Annotated in this window: 16 protein-coding genes and 3 pseudogenes; 3 read left to right on the top strand and 16 right to left on the bottom strand. The window is 37.2% G+C overall.

The genetic code is table 11. From position 1 onward, the window contains the following. Positions 1–16: 16 nt before the first annotated feature. The 8 genes from OOK87_RS06745 to OOK87_RS06710 all read right to left on the bottom strand — a co-directional run bounded on the left by OOK87_RS06745 (position 17) and on the right by OOK87_RS06710 (position 4,682). Positions 17–1,120, bottom strand: a complete 1,104-nt coding sequence (locus tag OOK87_RS06745; protein WP_253308962.1) for a PDDEXK nuclease domain-containing protein — start codon at positions 1,118–1,120, stop codon at positions 17–19. After that, positions 1,104–1,358 carry a PAAR domain-containing protein gene (locus tag OOK87_RS06740; RefSeq protein ID WP_253308963.1) on the bottom strand — a complete coding sequence of 85 codons (255 nt, stop codon included), beginning with the start codon at positions 1,356–1,358 and terminating at the stop codon, positions 1,104–1,106. Before OOK87_RS06740 ends, OOK87_RS06745 begins: the two co-directional genes overlap by 17 nt. An 8-nt stretch (positions 1,359–1,366) precedes the next feature. Further along, on the bottom strand, positions 1,367–1,822 hold the full coding sequence (locus OOK87_RS06735; RefSeq protein ID WP_253308964.1) for a phage baseplate assembly protein V: 456 nt from the start codon (positions 1,820–1,822) through the stop codon (positions 1,367–1,369). Continuing rightward, positions 1,809–2,285, bottom strand: a complete 477-nt coding sequence (locus tag OOK87_RS06730) for a hypothetical protein (protein WP_264688407.1) — start codon at positions 2,283–2,285, stop codon at positions 1,809–1,811. Before OOK87_RS06730 ends, OOK87_RS06735 begins: the two co-directional genes overlap by 14 nt. A 108-nt stretch (positions 2,286–2,393) precedes the next feature. Then, positions 2,394–2,777: a phage tail protein gene (locus tag OOK87_RS06725; RefSeq protein WP_253308966.1), complete on the bottom strand. Its 384-nt coding sequence runs from the start codon at positions 2,775–2,777 to the stop codon at positions 2,394–2,396. Further along, the gene (locus OOK87_RS06720) at positions 2,778–3,083 is read right to left on the bottom strand and encodes a head-tail joining protein (protein ID WP_253308967.1); all 306 of its coding nucleotides are present in this window, start codon (positions 3,081–3,083) and stop codon (positions 2,778–2,780) included. Between the two features lie 192 nt (positions 3,084–3,275). Then, positions 3,276–4,280: a major capsid protein gene (locus tag OOK87_RS06715; protein WP_264688406.1), complete on the bottom strand. Its 1,005-nt coding sequence runs from the start codon at positions 4,278–4,280 to the stop codon at positions 3,276–3,278. Between the two features lie 72 nt (positions 4,281–4,352). Continuing rightward, the gene (locus OOK87_RS06710; protein ID WP_264688506.1) at positions 4,353–4,682 is read right to left on the bottom strand and encodes a head decoration protein; all 330 of its coding nucleotides are present in this window, start codon (positions 4,680–4,682) and stop codon (positions 4,353–4,355) included. Positions 4,683–4,909: 227 nt separating this feature from the next. On the opposite strand from OOK87_RS06710, the gene OOK87_RS06705 reads away from it, so the two are divergent. Continuing rightward, complete coding sequence (locus OOK87_RS06705) at positions 4,910–5,869, top strand: IS110 family RNA-guided transposase (RefSeq protein WP_264687787.1); 960 nt, start codon at positions 4,910–4,912, stop codon at positions 5,867–5,869. Between the two features lie 112 nt (positions 5,870–5,981). On the opposite strand, the pseudogene OOK87_RS06700 reads toward OOK87_RS06705, so the two are convergent. From OOK87_RS06700 to OOK87_RS06675, 6 genes and pseudogenes are all read right to left on the bottom strand, one after another. Then, positions 5,982–6,191: pseudogene (locus OOK87_RS06700) on the bottom strand (major capsid protein); the annotation flags it as partial. Positions 6,192–6,225: 34 nt separating this feature from the next. Next, positions 6,226–6,603 (bottom strand): head decoration protein, encoded by a 378-nt coding sequence (locus tag OOK87_RS06695; protein WP_264687786.1) that lies wholly within the window; start codon positions 6,601–6,603, stop codon positions 6,226–6,228. Between the two features lie 347 nt (positions 6,604–6,950). After that, positions 6,951–8,414, bottom strand: coding sequence for an AAA family ATPase (locus tag OOK87_RS06690; protein ID WP_264688405.1), 1,464 nt, complete (start codon positions 8,412–8,414; stop codon positions 6,951–6,953). A gap of 104 nt (positions 8,415–8,518) precedes the next feature. Continuing rightward, positions 8,519–9,571 carry a S49 family peptidase gene (locus OOK87_RS06685; RefSeq protein ID WP_264688505.1) on the bottom strand — a complete coding sequence of 351 codons (1,053 nt, stop codon included), beginning with the start codon at positions 9,569–9,571 and terminating at the stop codon, positions 8,519–8,521. A gap of 21 nt (positions 9,572–9,592) precedes the next feature. Next, positions 9,593–11,020 carry a phage portal protein gene (locus tag OOK87_RS06680; protein ID WP_264688404.1) on the bottom strand — a complete coding sequence of 476 codons (1,428 nt, stop codon included), beginning with the start codon at positions 11,018–11,020 and terminating at the stop codon, positions 9,593–9,595. 147 nt (positions 11,021–11,167) lie between these two features. After that, positions 11,168–12,398: pseudogene (locus tag OOK87_RS06675) on the bottom strand (IS256-like element ISWpi15 family transposase). Positions 12,399–12,499: 101 nt separating this feature from the next. Between OOK87_RS06675 and OOK87_RS06670 the strand changes: the two are divergent. Beyond that, positions 12,500–12,745 carry a hypothetical protein gene (locus tag OOK87_RS06670; protein ID WP_253307281.1) on the top strand — a complete coding sequence of 82 codons (246 nt, stop codon included), beginning with the start codon at positions 12,500–12,502 and terminating at the stop codon, positions 12,743–12,745. A gap of 52 nt (positions 12,746–12,797) precedes the next feature. Beyond that, a pseudogene (locus OOK87_RS06665) lies at positions 12,798–13,398 on the top strand (TIGR02217 family protein). Here OOK87_RS06665 and OOK87_RS06660 read toward each other — a convergent pair. After that, the gene (locus tag OOK87_RS06660; RefSeq protein WP_264688403.1) at positions 13,391–16,036 is read right to left on the bottom strand and encodes a 2-oxoglutarate dehydrogenase E1 component; all 2,646 of its coding nucleotides are present in this window, start codon (positions 16,034–16,036) and stop codon (positions 13,391–13,393) included. The pseudogene OOK87_RS06665 and the gene OOK87_RS06660 sit on opposite strands and share 8 nt — an antisense overlap. Positions 16,037–16,273: 237 nt before the next feature. After that, positions 16,274–17,224, bottom strand: coding sequence for an ankyrin repeat domain-containing protein (locus OOK87_RS06655; RefSeq protein ID WP_264688402.1), 951 nt, complete (start codon positions 17,222–17,224; stop codon positions 16,274–16,276). Positions 17,225–17,256 lie beyond the last annotated feature (32 nt).

Here is a 17,256-nt window from a genome sequence, read left to right as displayed (position 1 = left end):
CACGTTGCCTTTTGTGTTATATCTGTTTAATCATTTTCTTCTTAGTACTTGCGTATTTTTCACGAGCTATAGAGATAGCTTTTCTCAACTTCTCCTCAAGGATTTCCTTAGGAGGCAACTGTCTTAAATACTGTGCAACATGAATATTAGATCCTTCAAGCTCCAGGTATTCTATATCTTCTTGATCCTTATCAGCACACAAAATAATCCCTAGGGGTTTTTCTTCATCTGGTTTTCGTTCATTTTTATCTAACCAATTTAAGTACCATTCCATCTGTCCTTTATAAGCTGGTTCAAATCGACCAATTTTTAGTTCTATTGCAATAAGGCGCCTTAATCCCCTATGAAAAAATAGCAAGTCTAAATACCTATCAATTCTTTCGGTACTCATCCTTTTTTGACGTGTCACAAAACAAAAATCATTACCAAACTCTTGTAAAAATTTTACCAATTCATCCAAAATCGTATTTTCTAGATCAGTCTCACTATGACTTGATGGCAATTCCACAAAGTTAAGGAAGTATGGATCGTGAAAAATGAATTCGGGGGCTAACGTATTTTCTTCACGTAACTGTTTGATGCTTTGTCTTATGAAGTCCTCAGGCTTTTTTGCTAGTGCTGTACGTTCATACAACATGGTATCGATTCTACTACGTAGTGCTCTAACACTCCATCTTTCAATACGACACATTTCTATATAATAATTACGCTTCAGCTCATCAGAAATTGCAATAATTTCTACAAAATGTGACCAACTCAATTGTTGTGACAGTGTCGCGACAATTTCTTGATCGGGAAAGAATTTGGAAAATTGCACCATCCGAAACAATGAAGCTCTATCAAATCCACGTCCATATTTCATCTGAAGTTCTTTTGCAAGTTGGGAGATGATTTGCTTCCCATAATCTGCACGTTTGTGCTTTAGGATATCTTGATCAATTCTGGAGCCAATTTCCCAGTTTAACAATACTAGAGTAGAATTGAATTGAACAGAAAGATGATTCTTTGCTCTATCTATTAAATTACTAACGTCTCCTAATAGGCTAGTAGTTATATCCATGTTCATAATTTTACTTTTGGTAAGTATAGCACATGGTTTATTTTTATTCTGAAAAAACATTACTACTTCCACTTATTACCTTAAAACCACAAGATACTGAATCCCCAACTCTTCCTATACCATGACCATTTGCAAACACTGTTTTTGACCCTTGTGCCATTACCTTACCTTCTGTAAAACTATCTCCTTGCCGACAAACTGGTCTTCCGTTTACAAATATATCTCTGCTTCCACTTATACAAAAATGCGGCAACGCTTCCCCGCAGTGATCTCCTAGGCATATAACTGATTTATTCATTCCTTTTCCTAATTTAGATTTATTCTTTGTGCCTTAAGTTTTATTCCATCCTTTGTCATCTCTACGCTTGATCCTTCTACTTTCAACGTTATTTTATCTACTACTTCAATCTCAAGATGATGATTCTCCTTGTCGTACGATAATTTTGTTCCATCTTGAAATTTTACACTATTTATTTCCTTTTTATTCTCCGGAGGCGGATATTTCTCCTGATATATTGCCGGTAACACCACTCCTAATGATAATTCCCCAAATGGTGATAACACTACCACTTGCTCATCAATATTCGGTGGTGACCAGCTTTCAGCTCGGCAAGTAATCCATGGTAACCAATCTGTTAAAAATTCTCCTACTTTGACCCTTACTCTTGCTTTTTCATAGTCGATTTCTTTCACTAGACCTATACGAATAATATTCGCTAGCCTTCTATTTAGCTCTGCAATGGCAAAATTATGGTCTAACATTTATATTTCCCACGTTTATGGTATGTGGCTTAATTTTTCCCTCTAACCAGACTGATTCTCCCAAATGCAGCTCGTGAACCCATTCAACTAACCACACTAAATACGCATCCAACTCTGGCCTAAATCCGTCAATTTCCGCAGATATAAATTCTCCTGGCGAAACATTTTCCACGTTCCAAGTATTTTTACTTACAACCCTTGCAACTTCCGCTGCCAGTGACCTTACCACTACCTGAGAATCCTCGACTGTTCCATCAACTACTACTCTTGCCTCAAATCTTGCCCTCAACGCTAATTCCTCAGTCCCCGGATCTTTTCCTGGTTCTAAACTTGCAAGCTCTACAAACACTGCTGGCGCTATTATTTCCCGACGTTCTGCTCTATACATTTCGCACGTTTGTATTGCTGGGATTTCTTCTTTTAGCGTTTTACAAATTGCCTGATGTAAATTTCCCCAGAACATTATTTCATATAACTCATTTGCTGATCAAAATACTTCTCAAATACTCTCTCTACTTCATTATCAACTAACTCTTTCATTATTTCCCGAGCTTGCGTGTTTACTTTAATTTCATCTATTGGTATGTACCTTCTTTTCTATATGACCATTTTTCATTGTTGCTATAAATGCTCCTTCATACATACGGCTTCCTACTTTTGCTCCTATCTTTGTCTGTTTTATACTCCCAAGTTTTGCTACTCCTATCCACTGCGAACTCAGCTTCACTACTGACCATAAACGCTTTCTATTTGCTTTATCCACACTTAACTTTTTTCTCATTGCTTTTTTTGGTATTTGTTTTTCTTCGCTAACTTGTTTGACAGTTTGCGATCTTACCCATAGTGCTGTTTTGTTTAATGCCCTCACCGTCGCTTTTTCCACTTTTTTCCTTTCAGCATCTATACTTTGTATTACCTTTTCAATACTACCGGTAACTTCAACGTTAATACGCATTTACACCCCTGACGCTTGAATTTTCCAGATTATTCCTGAATTATCCCTAAGCGGCGGTGAGTGTACTCTGTATCTACAACTACCTATGGAAAAAGTATCTCCCACCATTGGCTTTAATACATCAAACACACTTACTTCTAAAGTCAAAATTTCTCCTACAAATTGTCCTTCACCAATCCCGTATAATTTATCTGGCTGTTGCTTTAATATCTGTACCTTGTATGACTTATCCTTTGACTCATACAACGCTTGCTCTCCCAGATGTGCAAAACAATCTTTAAATAATCTCTTAATATTTCCTTGCATTCTTCCTTTATACTTACTAAACTTCTAAAGCTTGTGTAGGTAGCTTTTTCGTACCTCTTTTCTTGTAGTTGCTCTGCCTACAAAAACCATTTGCACATCTTACCTTTATATAGTAATTTAAGAAGCACGCTAAGAAAGTGGCTACATTGGTAGGAGAGTTTGATTAAAGTCATTCTCTCCTTTTTGGCTCCTCTATGCTGCAACGATTTTTACTAATATCCCCGGACGGTGGCACATCGGCAAAGGGTTTGATTGGGTATGAAGGTCAGTTCCTCTATCAAATCTTCTTGGCTCTTGTTTTGCATAGAGCGGCTGTCCTAGTGTATTTACTGTTTCATTGAAGTCCGCTGGCGCAAAGTAAGTAGTAAATGTGTTTGCTGTACCAAGTGGAAAACAGTGCCCCGTATCTTTTTCTATAAACCTTCTCACATTTCCTTCAGGGTCAGTTGCTTGTCCTCTGTACTCCTCAAATGTTATTCCACAGAACGTAAATCCTGATCTCATGTCGTTCCGGAGTGCTGCTCCTTCTTGCCATCTCTCGTATGCTTCTTTTACCTTGGTATGAGAAGTTAAAGCGTCAAAAAACTCTGGGCTTACCAGCGCATGAATCCCGGTCATATATTCACCACTTAAGTTGTCCTCAACATGCCTCAATACTTCCAGACACTTACGCTTGACATCGGTGGTTGCTGTTCCCAGCGCAAAATTTACTACTTTTGGCGTAATTTCAAATTCGTTGTAAAGGTTTAATAACTCACTGCCATCAGCATCCAGAATAATCCCTTTTAACGCCCCCATCCGCAAATGTTCTAACGTTATTGCGTGTTTGTTTCTCATCAATTGCAAATGATCGGTTATTACATCTGCAAGTGCTTTTAGTTCACTCTCTGACCCAAATGCCCTTATTCCTTGTACTTCTTCAGGCAATACTACGTCATCATGGGGAATATGTGGTATCGTAAACGTCCTTATTTTCCTTTTTCCTCTTTTCCCTACTGTTGCTGGTGCTCCTGGGACTTGTGTTGGTAATAAAGTTAAAACTCCGTGGTGTTCTTCTATCGTAATATGTCGAAATCTTACCGATCTACTTGGAAATAAATTTAAGCTTTCTGTTCGACCATAATTTATCGGCAATATGTTTATTGCTTTAGTTAATTCCGTCATACTAAATGCTGGATTTGTAAATGGATTTTGCATTCTTTCCCCCTTTCCCTTTAATGCTGTGTGTTTTAAGTTGTTTCTATGTAAGTTGCTGAGTCTGGTAGCTCGTTAAACTCCCTTGCGGATGATAACGCCTCGTGCTTCAAGTTGCTTTATTGCTGCAGCTTTCTGCTCTTCTGTTATATTTGCTGGCCACACAACCGCATGATCTGCTAGCATTGCTATACGAGTAATGATTACTGCTTTGGTGGTTTCCGTTGCGTTTACATCACTTGTTATTACACCTATTGCTGTTTGTGTGCCATCTGTGGCTGTCGGATTTATTATCTTAATCATGTTATCTTTATCATAGCCAACAACTGTTCCAAGTTTGAGGTTTTGTCCTTTGAATACGGTTATTTCCTCTCTTGTATAATCTCTATATACTTCATATTTCAGAAGATCACCTTATATGTTAAAAACAAGTTCATAAATATTACAAAGTGGTAATATTAAGAACATGCAGAGAAGAGGAACCGTAGATCGCCTTGGTCATAAAGGACCGTAATTTAGCAAGGTTCTCTTCCCTGATTATTTACTGAAAAGTTCCGAACAACTGATTGAGCTTTTAGGCTCGTATATAAGGGTGGAAAATGCAGTATTACATGTTATTCTATGGAGGAATTATGAATTTATCAAATATCATTGCTGGCATTGATTTTAGCAAAAATAAACTAGATATCCACATTCATCCACTTGGACATTATAAAGTATTTGAAAATAACGTTCAAGCTATTGATCAAATACTCGACTTTTTGCATTTACATAATGTAATCAAAGTTGGACTTGAAGCAACTGGTGGGTACGAAAAATTATGTGCTTATACTTTACTAAGCCATGGTTTCGAAGTATATGTAATTCAACCTAGATGGGTGAGAGACTATGCAAAAAGCCTTGGTATTGCTACTAAAACTGATAAAATAGACTGCAGCATTATCTCACGTTATATTAATAATACAGATATGCGCGTTACTCCTTTAAAAGTTAGTAATGTTGACTTCTTGAGGCAAAAGCTATCTCGTAGAAATCAACTAGTAGAAATGGCAAAAATACAAAAAACTCAAGCTCATCAAGTAACTGATATATCCATAATCAAACAAATGGAAGAGCTACTTGTCATATTACAGAATCAAATTCAAGTTTTAGAAGATGAGATGATTGAGTTGATTGAACAAAGTCAAGAGCTTAAAAAAAAATACATATCAATAACTAGTATACCAGGTGTAAGTAAAATCACAGCTATTACTATTATTTGTTATCTGCCAGAATTAGGAACTCTTCAAAGAAAGCAAATATCTAGCATTGCCGGAGTTGCACCTTTTAATCGAGACAGTGGTTTTAATAAAGGAAAAAGGTGCATTCAAGGCGGTAGGTCACAAATTAGAACAGTCTTGTATATGTGTATTCTTAGTGCGCGGAAATGGAATTCTTTCATAAAAACTTTTTTTGATAGGTTACATAATCAATATAAAAAACCATATAAAGTTGCTTCCACTGCTGCTATGAGAAAGTTACTTTTACTTGCTAACTCTTTAGTAAGAGATGACAGGGTTTTTACTGAGGAATACAGCCCTAAGTCTGCTTAGATCCAACACTAGCAGATTAGTGTGGATGTGGATAAGTGCGCTTACACAGACTGAAAGCACTTATCTACATCCACACTTTTTAAAAGAATTTAAATCAAATATTACAACTTATTTTTCCAACAGTTGCTGGTGCTCCTGGAACTTGAGTTGGAAGTAGTGCTAAAAAACCGTTTTGTTCTTCAATGGCAATATGGCGAAACCTTACTGATTTACTCGGAAAAAGTTTTAAACTTTCAGTTCGACCAAAACTAATTGGTAAAATATTAATAGCTCCAGTTAATGCTGTCATATTGAATGCTGGATTTGAAAGTGAATTTTGCATAATGTTTAGCTCCTATTAAAAATTAATATAAAATTCAGATTCCTTTACGGACAATAATACCCCTCTCTTCAAGTTGTTTTATTGCTGCTGTTTTTTGCTCTTCAGTTATATTTGCTGGCCAGACAATTGCATGATCAGCAAGTAAAGCTACGCGAGTAATGATTACTGCTTTAATATCTGCATCTTTACTATTTACATCGTTTATAATCACACCTATTGCTGTTTGAGTACCATCTGTGCCTAGCGGATTTAGAGCTCTTATAAAGCCCCCATCATCTGTCTTTTTGCTAACCACTGCTCCAAGCTTTAGGTTTTGTCCCTTAGCAACAGTAATTTGGTCACGTGAGTATAGATTTGATGCCTCATATTTTAAGAGGTCACCAAGATTATTTGGTTCAGTTATACAAGACATGTTTTTCTCCTGGAAATTTTGGCTGATAAAGTTATTAATTTTGTTTTTTCCGCTGAATTTGTAGTTGCTATAGTCCGCGGAATAGCTTTAGCTTTGTAGGTTTATATATTTTGTCGTGCCTTGGCTGCCTGCATCAATAAATCCTCCGAAATTACGTAAAATATGTTAAAAGCATCTTTGGCTTTATAGCCCACCAAGTAAAAATTATTTTTCAGTATTTTTCATTTCTCTATTGACTTTTAACACAACTGCTAAATTATTTGTTTCAGTTATACTTGTCATGTTTTTTCTCCTATATTTGTTACTTAAAAAAACTGCTTAAGTTTTTCTAAAATTTTGATGTTAAGTTAAAATAAATCTTCTAACGTAATCACTTTGTTGATTATATCTTTCAAGTGCTGGTTTTCAGTCGCTCCGTTTGCAGCAATAAGTACCCAAAATATTTGTTTCTTTGACCTAGTTTTCTCTTTATAAATTGCCTCTTTTTTTCTTAACTGTTCTATATATTCTTTTGTTATCGTATAAGGCTTATCACTGTATTTTATTTCACAAAGTGTCGTACATCCATCCTCTCGATCAAACACCAAGTCTATCTGAGCACCACTTTCTTCGCTGTCTTTCTCTGGGTGATATTGCCACTCACCACATACAGTTAGTATATGTTCCATCTCTAGTTTTCTTTTAATCGTATTGGCATGTTTAAAACACACTGCTTCAAATGCTTGTCCTGTCCATGTTAGCCAAGCTGGTTTTTTTATTGCTAACTCCCAATAATGAACATCACTTGTTATTGCCTTTTTCATTACTTCTCTGAATGGTTCAATCCACGTTAGATAAAATAACACATATTCGTCCATTACCCTGTAATATACTCCTCTCTTTGCCTTATTCAGTGGTAAAAAACCTCCAATAAATCCTGCTGCTTCTAAGCTCCTTAGTTTAGTAGTTAAGTACCCACCTTCAGTGATTTTAGTTGCTTTTATAAGTTCTTTCCTGCTGATCCCTTTTGGCTTTCTTGCAATCGCACGAATAATATTTATATATATTTCTGGTTCTTCATACAACGAGTGGAACAACATATCAAATTCATCAAATAACAAACCTTCCTTCTGAAAACAGATCGCATTAATATTTTGTGCTGCTGATAATCCTTGACTTACTTCCTTAAGGTAGTGTGGTATCCCTCCCATGTCCATATAGATCTGTAATATCTGCTGGTGATTAAGATTGACTCCTGAATACCTTAGATACTCTTTAGTTTCACTTAAGTTAAAAGGCTGCAAAGGTATTCTTGCAGTAATACGGTTATGTAATCCTCCTTTATTATAGATTAAATTTTCTAACATCCATGATGCTGCTGAACCACACACGATCAATATAAGCCTTTTTCGATATGTCCAATATACATTCCAGTAGTGTTCCAGTGCTACTAAAAATCCAGATTTTCTTGCAGCAAGCCATGGCAACTCATCAAAAAATAAAACAACCTGCTCATTTCTATGAATATCAATCGAAAGAGTTAATTGATGCAATGCATCCATCCAGTTTTTAGGCAAAGCCATTCTTACACCATTGTAAAAAGATCTAGATAATGATTCTGCAAAGATCTCAAGCTGCTCCTTCAAAGCACCTTTGTTGAGACCTGTCTGCTCAAATAGGATTACATCACGTTTGTTGAAAAATTGTTTTATTAAATATGTTTTTCCTACACGACGTCGACCATACACTGCGATAAACTCGGCTGATTGGGAAAGAAGCTTATTTTCTAGGATGGCTATTTCTTTTTCTCTACCAATTATTGGTTCACTCATACAATTTACCGCGGCGTATGTTAGCATTATATACCGCGGTTATAAGATGATCAACTTTATTTTACCGCGGCGTATGTTAGCATTATATACCGCGGTTAAGACCATCAAATGCCCCGACTTTTCGCTACCTGCATCATCAAGTCTTCCGGTGTACTTTGCGGTATTGTACTCAAAATCTCTGTCTTCTTCGTACGCTCTGCTAGTATCGACATTAATATCTCTTGCGCTTGTTTCGCATTTACATTCTGCTCAATAAATTCTCCTATCTTCTCTGGCATCTTTGATAAATTACATAATCGTATTACCTCTAATACTTCCGTGCGGCAGCTCTCGTACCCTAAACATCTTCCTTGCTCAATTAGATCATCAATATCTATTGCTTGTTCTTTTATCTCAGTTTTAGTCATATTATTTCTCCTATAATTATCTATAAATTCAGAAAACGTTGTGATTCCATCAGCAAGACCTATTTCTATTGCTCTCTCACCAAAATATAGCCCTGCTTCCGTTGATTTGATTCTTTCCGTGGACAAATTTCTGTTTCTTGCTATAAGCTGCAAAAACATTTCATATAGGCGGTCTACTTCCTCTTGTAAGCTTTCCAGACTTTCTGATGTTATTTGCTCATGCGGGTTTAAATCGTTTTTTCGACTTCCTGCAAATACTGTGGTATATTTTATCCCTTGTTTTTCATCAAACCCACTTTGATCTATATGACTTGCTATTACTCCTATGCTTCCTACCCCAGATGTTCTGCTTACAAATACTTTTTCGGCACTTGACGCTATTGCATACGCCGCAGAATACGCATCATCATTTGCTATTGCTATGATCTTTTTTAATGCCCTTGCTTCGTAAATAAAGTCAGCAAGGTCGAATAAACCGTTTACTTCTCCTCCGGGGCTGTCTATGTCCAAAATTATTATTTCTACTTCTTCATCTATTAAAGCTTCTTCTATCTCTTTACGTATCTTCTCATACGATGTCATCCCCAACACATCATCAAAAGCTTCTGAATTCTTCGTCAAGATTCCATGTATTGGTATTACTTTTATTCCCCTTTCACTATTTCTTACTGCATGTTTTATGTTTTTAAACGTTGGATGCTTCTCTACATGTAATGACAATAAATCAAAGCTTCTTTGCTCTATCATCATCGGTTTATTGAGCCAGCTCACTTATATTATTTCAGTATTAGAATTAAAACTACTGACGTCCGAGTCAAAACTTAAGTTGAGTGAACTAGCACGTCTTTGATCTTCGGCAATTTCTTGGTCTATTTCCTCTACATCATAACCAAGTTCTGATACCACTTCTGACCTGCTCTTAAACCCATTCCTTACCGCCATTTGCTGTGCTTGCTGGTCTTTTAGCGGATCCACCCAATCAAATCCTTGTGGTATCCATTTTACCTCTTTCGCCGCTTCTTTTGCCCACTTTTCACCTATGTCTAGTTCTCCAGATAGTATTGCTAACTCTAACCACCTATCCCATACTGGCCGGCAAAATTGAAATACCATTATGTTATGCTGTAACATTCCGCACCTCCGGCGAAACTCTATTAACCCGGCTCGGATTGATGAATAATTGACATTTGTTAAGTCACCTGTTAGCTGCTCATAAGTTATTCCCATGCCTACTGCTATTGCCCTGAGCTGCTGTTTCATGAATGCTTCATAACTTCCTCCAACATCTGATGGTTCCGAGAACTTAATATCTTCTCCGGGATCAAGTAATTGCATAGTCCCAGGTTCTAAGCCTGACAGCGCTACTCCTTGTTCATTACTCTCTCCTTCTCCCATGATGTTCGCTTCAGGATCAAGTCTGGTAATAAATCCCGCAAACATTGCTGCAGTCTTTTTTCTCACTAATTCCGCATCGTCATATTGATCAAGTTCATAGAGCTTTAACAGTACACTGGACAACCACGGTACTCCTCGAATCTGCCCAGGTCTTAGTGGTCTATAGATATGTAAAACATCATTTGCTGGTACACGAACTGATTCGCCAAATGATCCTTCTCCAGTGTGTTCTCTAAATAGGTAATATGCTTCTCTTTGCCCAAGTCTATTGAACTCAATGCCGTTTCTAATTACATTACCATTGGCAAGGGTTTGATTGCTCTTATTGTCTAAATGCTCTGATTCCAGTACTTGCAGTTGCAACGGCACACAAAGTCCATCTTCTCGTTTTCTTGTTCGGAGTCTTACAAAACATTCTCCTCCTTCTATCATGCTCCTACAAACCAAAGCTTGTAATCCATAAAAATCACTCACTCCGCTACTGTCTGCTTCATCTGTCCATCTCAGCCATAACTCTTGGACTTTTTTCCGAAATTCTGCATCTTTCGCCTTTGACTGCGGTTTTATCCCTGTTCCAACGCAATTACTCACTATCGTATCGATTATGTTTGCTGCATAGGAGTTCTTTCTTACCATATCACGAGACCGACTACGTAGGTGCTCAAGGCTTTGAGACAGCAAATTGTTTATACTTCCTGACTCTGGTTGAAAGTGCAATAATCTCCTTCCTGAACCTGATGCATCCCACGCTGAGCTCTTGATTTTTGGTTTCCGGAATAATTGTTTGAATGATTTCAATAACATTTAGCCTCTGATTGTTTTAATTATGCAGCAGGTTGTTGCACAAATTTATAGTTTAATATTGAGAAATTTCAGCAAGCTGCTGGAGAATTTGGTCATTATAGTGCATTTACCTCGGGAGTGTTAAATAAACTGTGTCAAACCGCATTTTTAGTTCAACTCAATTTTCAATCTGCCAGGAAAGAAAACATCAAGTTGAGAGATAGTTAATGCCCAATCATGTACAGGCATCGTCCACTTTTCCTCTGCCTTCTTTATAGCACAATATACCTGCTTATACAAGGCATTTATGCTGGTAAATGAGCCTTTGGTCTTAGTGAATTTCCTAATTTGCCTATGTAGCCCCTCTATGGGATTGGTGGTGTAGATTATCCTCCTAACTGGACCAGAATACTTAAAATAACCAGACAAGTTTTCCCAATTATTCTGCCAAGATTTTATAACCATAGGGTACTTTGTGCCCCATTTTTCATCCAATTCCAACAGATAATTCTCGGCAATTTCCTTGCTTGAAGCTTGATATACCTTCTTTAAATCGCTCAAAAAACTCTTCGCATCTTTACTGGCCACATACTTCAGTGAGTTGCGTATCTGATGCACTATACACATCTGCACTTCCGCATTAGGAAAGACACTGTTTATAGCTGCAGGAAAGCTTTTCAGCCCATCAACGCAGGCAATAAGGATATCTTCTACTCCTCTTTCTTTGAGGTCATTTAGCACTCCCAACCAGAAGTTAGCTCCTTCACTTTCAGCCAAATAAAAACCTAATACTTCTTTTTTGCCATTTTGATCTATGCCTAATATGTTATACATGCATTTACTTACGCAATGCCCGTCCTCTTTGACTTTAAAAAACCATGAAAACTATCGGATATACAGACTGCAGCGGGCGACTACGCCATTCGTTGATTACTGGTAGCAATTTGTCAGTAATACTTGATATCTCTGCCGCCGATATTTTGTGATCATAAATTTCCTCAACATGTGACACTATATCTCTATAGCCCATACCACTGGCAAATGTGCTCAAAATCTTCGTTTCAAGCTCTGGATGTAAGTTTGTTTGCCTTTTTTTGACTATTTGTGGTTCGAAACTTCCTTCCCTATCTATTGGCGTCAAAAGCTCAAATGACCCTGCGCTTGTACGTAAAGTCTTTGCATTCCTCCCATTTCTTCGATTATTCTCTTCGCTTTCAGCCGACAAGTGGTTTTCTATTTCACCTTCCAGGCTTACCTCCAGCAACTTTTTTATAAACGGTGTTAATGCTCCATCTCTTCCTGTCAACGGTCTTCCTTCTCGTATAGACGACAGGATATTTGTTTCTAATTCTTTATAATCTACCAAACCGGTAGTTCTGTTTACTACTTTCTGACTCATTGTCAAACCTCCATTTTTTTATATCAATTTATTACTTTTTTTCGGTTTGACACAGTTTATTTAACACTCCCAAGAAAGAAGCTGTTTATGGCACAGTTGCTTTGATAGCTGCTATAGTATTCACAGCATCTGCTATAGCTGCTATCATTACTCAAGCAATTCCTTTTGCATGTCTTACTGGAATTGCTTTAGTCGTTGGATGTGTTTGTGTATATCAATTAACGCAGAGTCATAAGAACATTAACGAACTGAAAAGTGAGTTAGAAGAAAATAGTACCCTTACTTTTCTAGAAGAAATAGGATTAAAAATGCACGGTCTTATTAATAAGGCAACTTTAAAAATTTAAGATCTTTCCTGTTTTACTACACCACCTCAATTTTACTTTCATAGGAGGACATATGTCATTCACAGAAATTAGATTTCCAGAAAATATATCTTATGGTTCCACTGGAGGACCGGAATTTTCCACTGACGTTGTAACAACTCATAACGGTTGTGAACAGCGCAACATCAATTGGTCTCATGCCACGCACTAGATACAACATAGCTTACGGGGTCAGATCAAACGAGCAGCTAACAGAACTCATAACATTTTTTCATGCACGAAAAGGTAAAGCAATAGGGTTTCGTTTTAAGGATTGGTCAGATTTTATAGCCATTAATCAAAAGATTGGTATAGGAGATAACAAAAAAACGACTTTTCAGCTAATCAAAACTTATGTAAGTGGGGAAGATAAGCATATACGCATGATCAAAAAGCCAGTACATGGGACAGTAAAGATTTATTTAAATGGTAAAGAAGAGAGTGAATATTCAGTAAATTATTCAACGGGAGAAATAACATTTATGAAGCCACCAGTAAAAGATGCGATAATCACTGCGAGCTTCGAATTTGATGTGCCCGTGCGCTTTGATACAGATTACTTAAACGCTTCTATTGATGACTATGGAAGCAATAGCTGGAATAACATTCCACTAGTAGAGGTGAAGTTTAATTAAGCTGCTTTAAAATTTCCTCCTGTTGCTGAGTGTGAACACTAGCATAACCACATGCAGGAGATGCAGCAGCAGGTCTTGCGATACACTTAGGTCTTTTTGCTTGAATATTGAGGTCAGATAACACCTCGTCTATCAATGGGTTGACAAAAAACCATCCCCCCATATTTTTTGGTTCTTCTTGACACCATATAATTTCAGCGTTCTTGTACTTTTCAAGTTCGCTGCTTAATTTATCGGCTGGAAACGGATAGAATTGTTCTAAACGTATCACTGCTATATCGTTTATTTTTTGTGTTTCAAGCATTTCAATTATATCGTAATAAACTTTACCACTGCATATTACAACTTTACGTATTTCATTATTTGAAACTAAACCTGTTCTACATTCTGGAATTACCGTGAGGAATTTTCCTTCAAAGTCAGATAGGTTAGAAACTGCTCTTTTATGACGCAATAGTGATTTAGGTGTAAACACTACTAAAGGCTTACGAAAGTCTCTATGCATTTGTCTGCGTAAGACATGGAAGTAATTCGCCGGAGTGGAACAATTAACTACCTGCATATTATCCTCTGCGCAGAGTTGCAAAAATCTCTCTATACGTGCGGAGCTATGCTCAGGTCCTTGCCCTTCATAACCGTGGGGCAACAATAGAACTAGACTGCTTGATCGCAACCACTTTGTTTCTGCAGATGCGATAAACTGGTCGATCATAATTTGTGCACCATTTGCAAAATCACCAAATTGTCCTTCCCAGAGCACCAGTGAATACGGAGAATCAAGACTATATCCATATTCAAAGCCCATTACAGCATACTCTGATAAAGCGCTATCTATGACCTCAAAGTGAGCTTGCTTTTCATTTATATTGTTTAGCGGAATAAACGCTTCTTCTGTTGCCTGATCAACAAGCCTTGAATGACGGTGCGAGAAAGTCCCACGACCAGAATCTTGTCCTGATAAACGCACTCCTATTCCTTCTGTAAGCAGTGACGCAAATGCAAGACTTTCGGCAGTTGCCCAGTCTATATTGCTACCAGAATTTATGCTGTCTATTCTTCCATCGAGTATTTTTCTAACCTTATTGTTAATGTTAAAGCTACTTGGAATATTGCTATTTATATGCACACCCAATTTTTTCAACTCATCTGGCGGAACACCAGAATCCGTGTAGTATTCGCTCAAATCGTTCAGCTTTGCTCTTCTTAATTTTGACCACACTCCACCGAACCAGTCAGCTTTTTTTGGAGTGTAAGTCACTGATTCAGCAAGACTTTTATCTAATTTTGCCCTGAACTCACTGCGCAATTTATTTACTTCATCGCCATCTAATACTTTCTCTGCAGTCAATTTTTCTTCATACAATGTTCCAGGAGTTTTATGTTTTGATATCAGCTTATACATAAGTGGCTGAGTGAAATTCGGTTCATCGCCTTCATTATGGCCGTATTTGCGGTAGCATATTATATCAATCACTACGTCCTTTTTAAATTTCTGCCTATATTCCATCGCCAGACTTGCAGCAAAACTCACAGCTTCCGGGTTATCTCCATTCACATGGAAAACCGGAGCTTCTATTGATTTTGCTATGTCAGTGCAATAAAAAGAGGATCGTGCGCAGCATGGGTTAGCAGTAAAACCAACTTGATTGTTTATAACAATGTGCACAATACCACCCACTTTATAACCTTCAATGTTGCTTAGGCTCAAGGTCTCGGCAACGACACCTTGACCGATGAAAGCCGCATCACCATGAATTGATATGCCAAGCACAGACCTTATATTCTGTTTTGCTCTTATTCTTCCAGCCAAAACCGGATTCACCGCTTCAAGGTGAGATGGGTTAGGGCATAAACTTAAATGTATTTTTTTGCCACCTGTAAGTGCTCGATCAGAAGAATAGCCAAGGTGATATTTAACATCACCAGACACCTCAAGACCACTTGGGTATGCAAGGTTGCCTTGAAATTCAGATAGCATTGCCGCATATTCTTTGCCCATAACTTTGGTTAGAACATTGAGCCGTCCGCGGTGAGCCATGCCAAGGACTATTTCTTCAATACTAAAAGCTGCAGAATCACTAATAATTTTTTCAATAGCAACGATAGCTGATTCCCCACCTTCGATAGAAAAACGTTTATATCCAGGAAATTTCATATGGAGAAATTGCTCGAACATCTCAGATTCGATCAAGTGCCTCAGGATTTCCTTTTTATCTTGTGAACTCAGCGTATAGGTTTGATTTTCGATCTTTTCCTGCAGCCATATTCTCTCCTCATAAGAGGAGATATGCATAAATTCAAAACCGATATTCTTGCAGTAAATATCTCTATAGATTTCAGCGTCACTTGCCGGAGATAGATTTGAATATTTTTGGTAATCTATTAATTGATTCTCACTTGGTGACAATGGGTTTAAGTCTGCAAAAAAGTGACCATAGGACCTGAAGAAATTTGCTAAACTAGAAACTGAATCATCTACCTTAGTTGCATTGCAGGGCTCTGCTTTATTAACTTCTAAATTGCTTGAAAAAATTCTATACCAATCTTCCCCGATTGATTTATCGCCCTGCAGATAACGGCTATACATTTCTTCCACAAATTCTGCATTATCACCATAAAGGCAGCTTAAATTCGACATAATCACTATAAAAAGTATCAAATACTTATAAGTATAACTTAAGTTTTTTAAAAAAGAACTTTTTTAGTTTCTATACGTCATACCGTGATTTATTCACGGTATCTCATCCGCTAACAAGTAGCGGGATGACGAATTACTATACCACCGCGAACCGTCATACCGTGATTTATTCACGGTATCTCATCCGTTAACAAGTAGCGGAATGACGGTAAACCTAGATTACTTTAGCTATAATTATTAAGCTGCACCTGCTGGATTTGGTGATTGACTATTAAGAAATTCTGCTCTAGCTTCGGTAAAATCTGGTGAGGGTTTTGAAAAAAACGCAGTTTTTATTGCACAGTATGCGCAATATAATGCAACAGCAGCAGTACTTACTGTAAAAATGGCAAACCCGATTTTATCTGCTTTTCTGAAATCTCCAACTGCAGCCTCAAGTGCGCAGCAGATACTAAAAAGCGAAAAAATCACTATACCACCAGAGTATAGTAACACCGTATCACGATCAACGGCACCAAATAGCTGCCCAACTTTACTGTTGTGTTCAGCATAATCTACTGGTCTTTTATTGTAATGATCTTTTAAGTCTGGGTTAGCGCCTTTCCTCAACAGCAATTTTGCAATTTCAACACGATCGTGACTTTTATCTTCAAATAAGTAATGCAACAGTGTTTTACCTTGACTATCTTTTGCATTAGGGTCAGCACCTTTATTTAAAAGTGATTCAGTAACTTTGTGGCAAGAAACGCCATCACTATTATTAATAACATAGTGTAATGATGATTTACCTTCTCGATCTCTCGTATTAGGATTAGCACCATGCTCTAAAAGCAAAGCTATGATCTTAACTCTTGACTCATTCTTATAACCTGTATATCTTAATGCAAAGTTCAATGGTATACTGCCACCAGTACCTTCTGTATTCAAATAGTTAAATTTATCATCATTTTTTACTGTCTTCAGCAACAACTTCAGAAAATCTAGCTCATTACTGTTAATAGCTGATATTACAAGATCCGAAAAAGCTTCTGCTTGACTATCGGTAAGCGATTTATATGCCTCGATCTGCGTTTTTAATACATCTGAGTTTTTTTCACTATCAAATAATTTCTTTCTGGCTTTAGAGATAACGTCATGGCTATCTGTTAGTTCCAAAATTTTTAAAGCTTCTTCTTTATTCATGATCATTACCCCTGCTAATAGTGTTGAAGTTGAGTATA

Origin of the sequence: Wolbachia endosymbiont (group A) of Sympetrum striolatum (assembly GCF_947250715.1) — a bacterium.
Lineage (GTDB): Bacteria > Pseudomonadota > Alphaproteobacteria > Rickettsiales > Anaplasmataceae > Wolbachia.
Note: the sequence above shows the minus strand (reverse complement) of the source record. Positions and strands in the feature narration are given on the sequence as shown.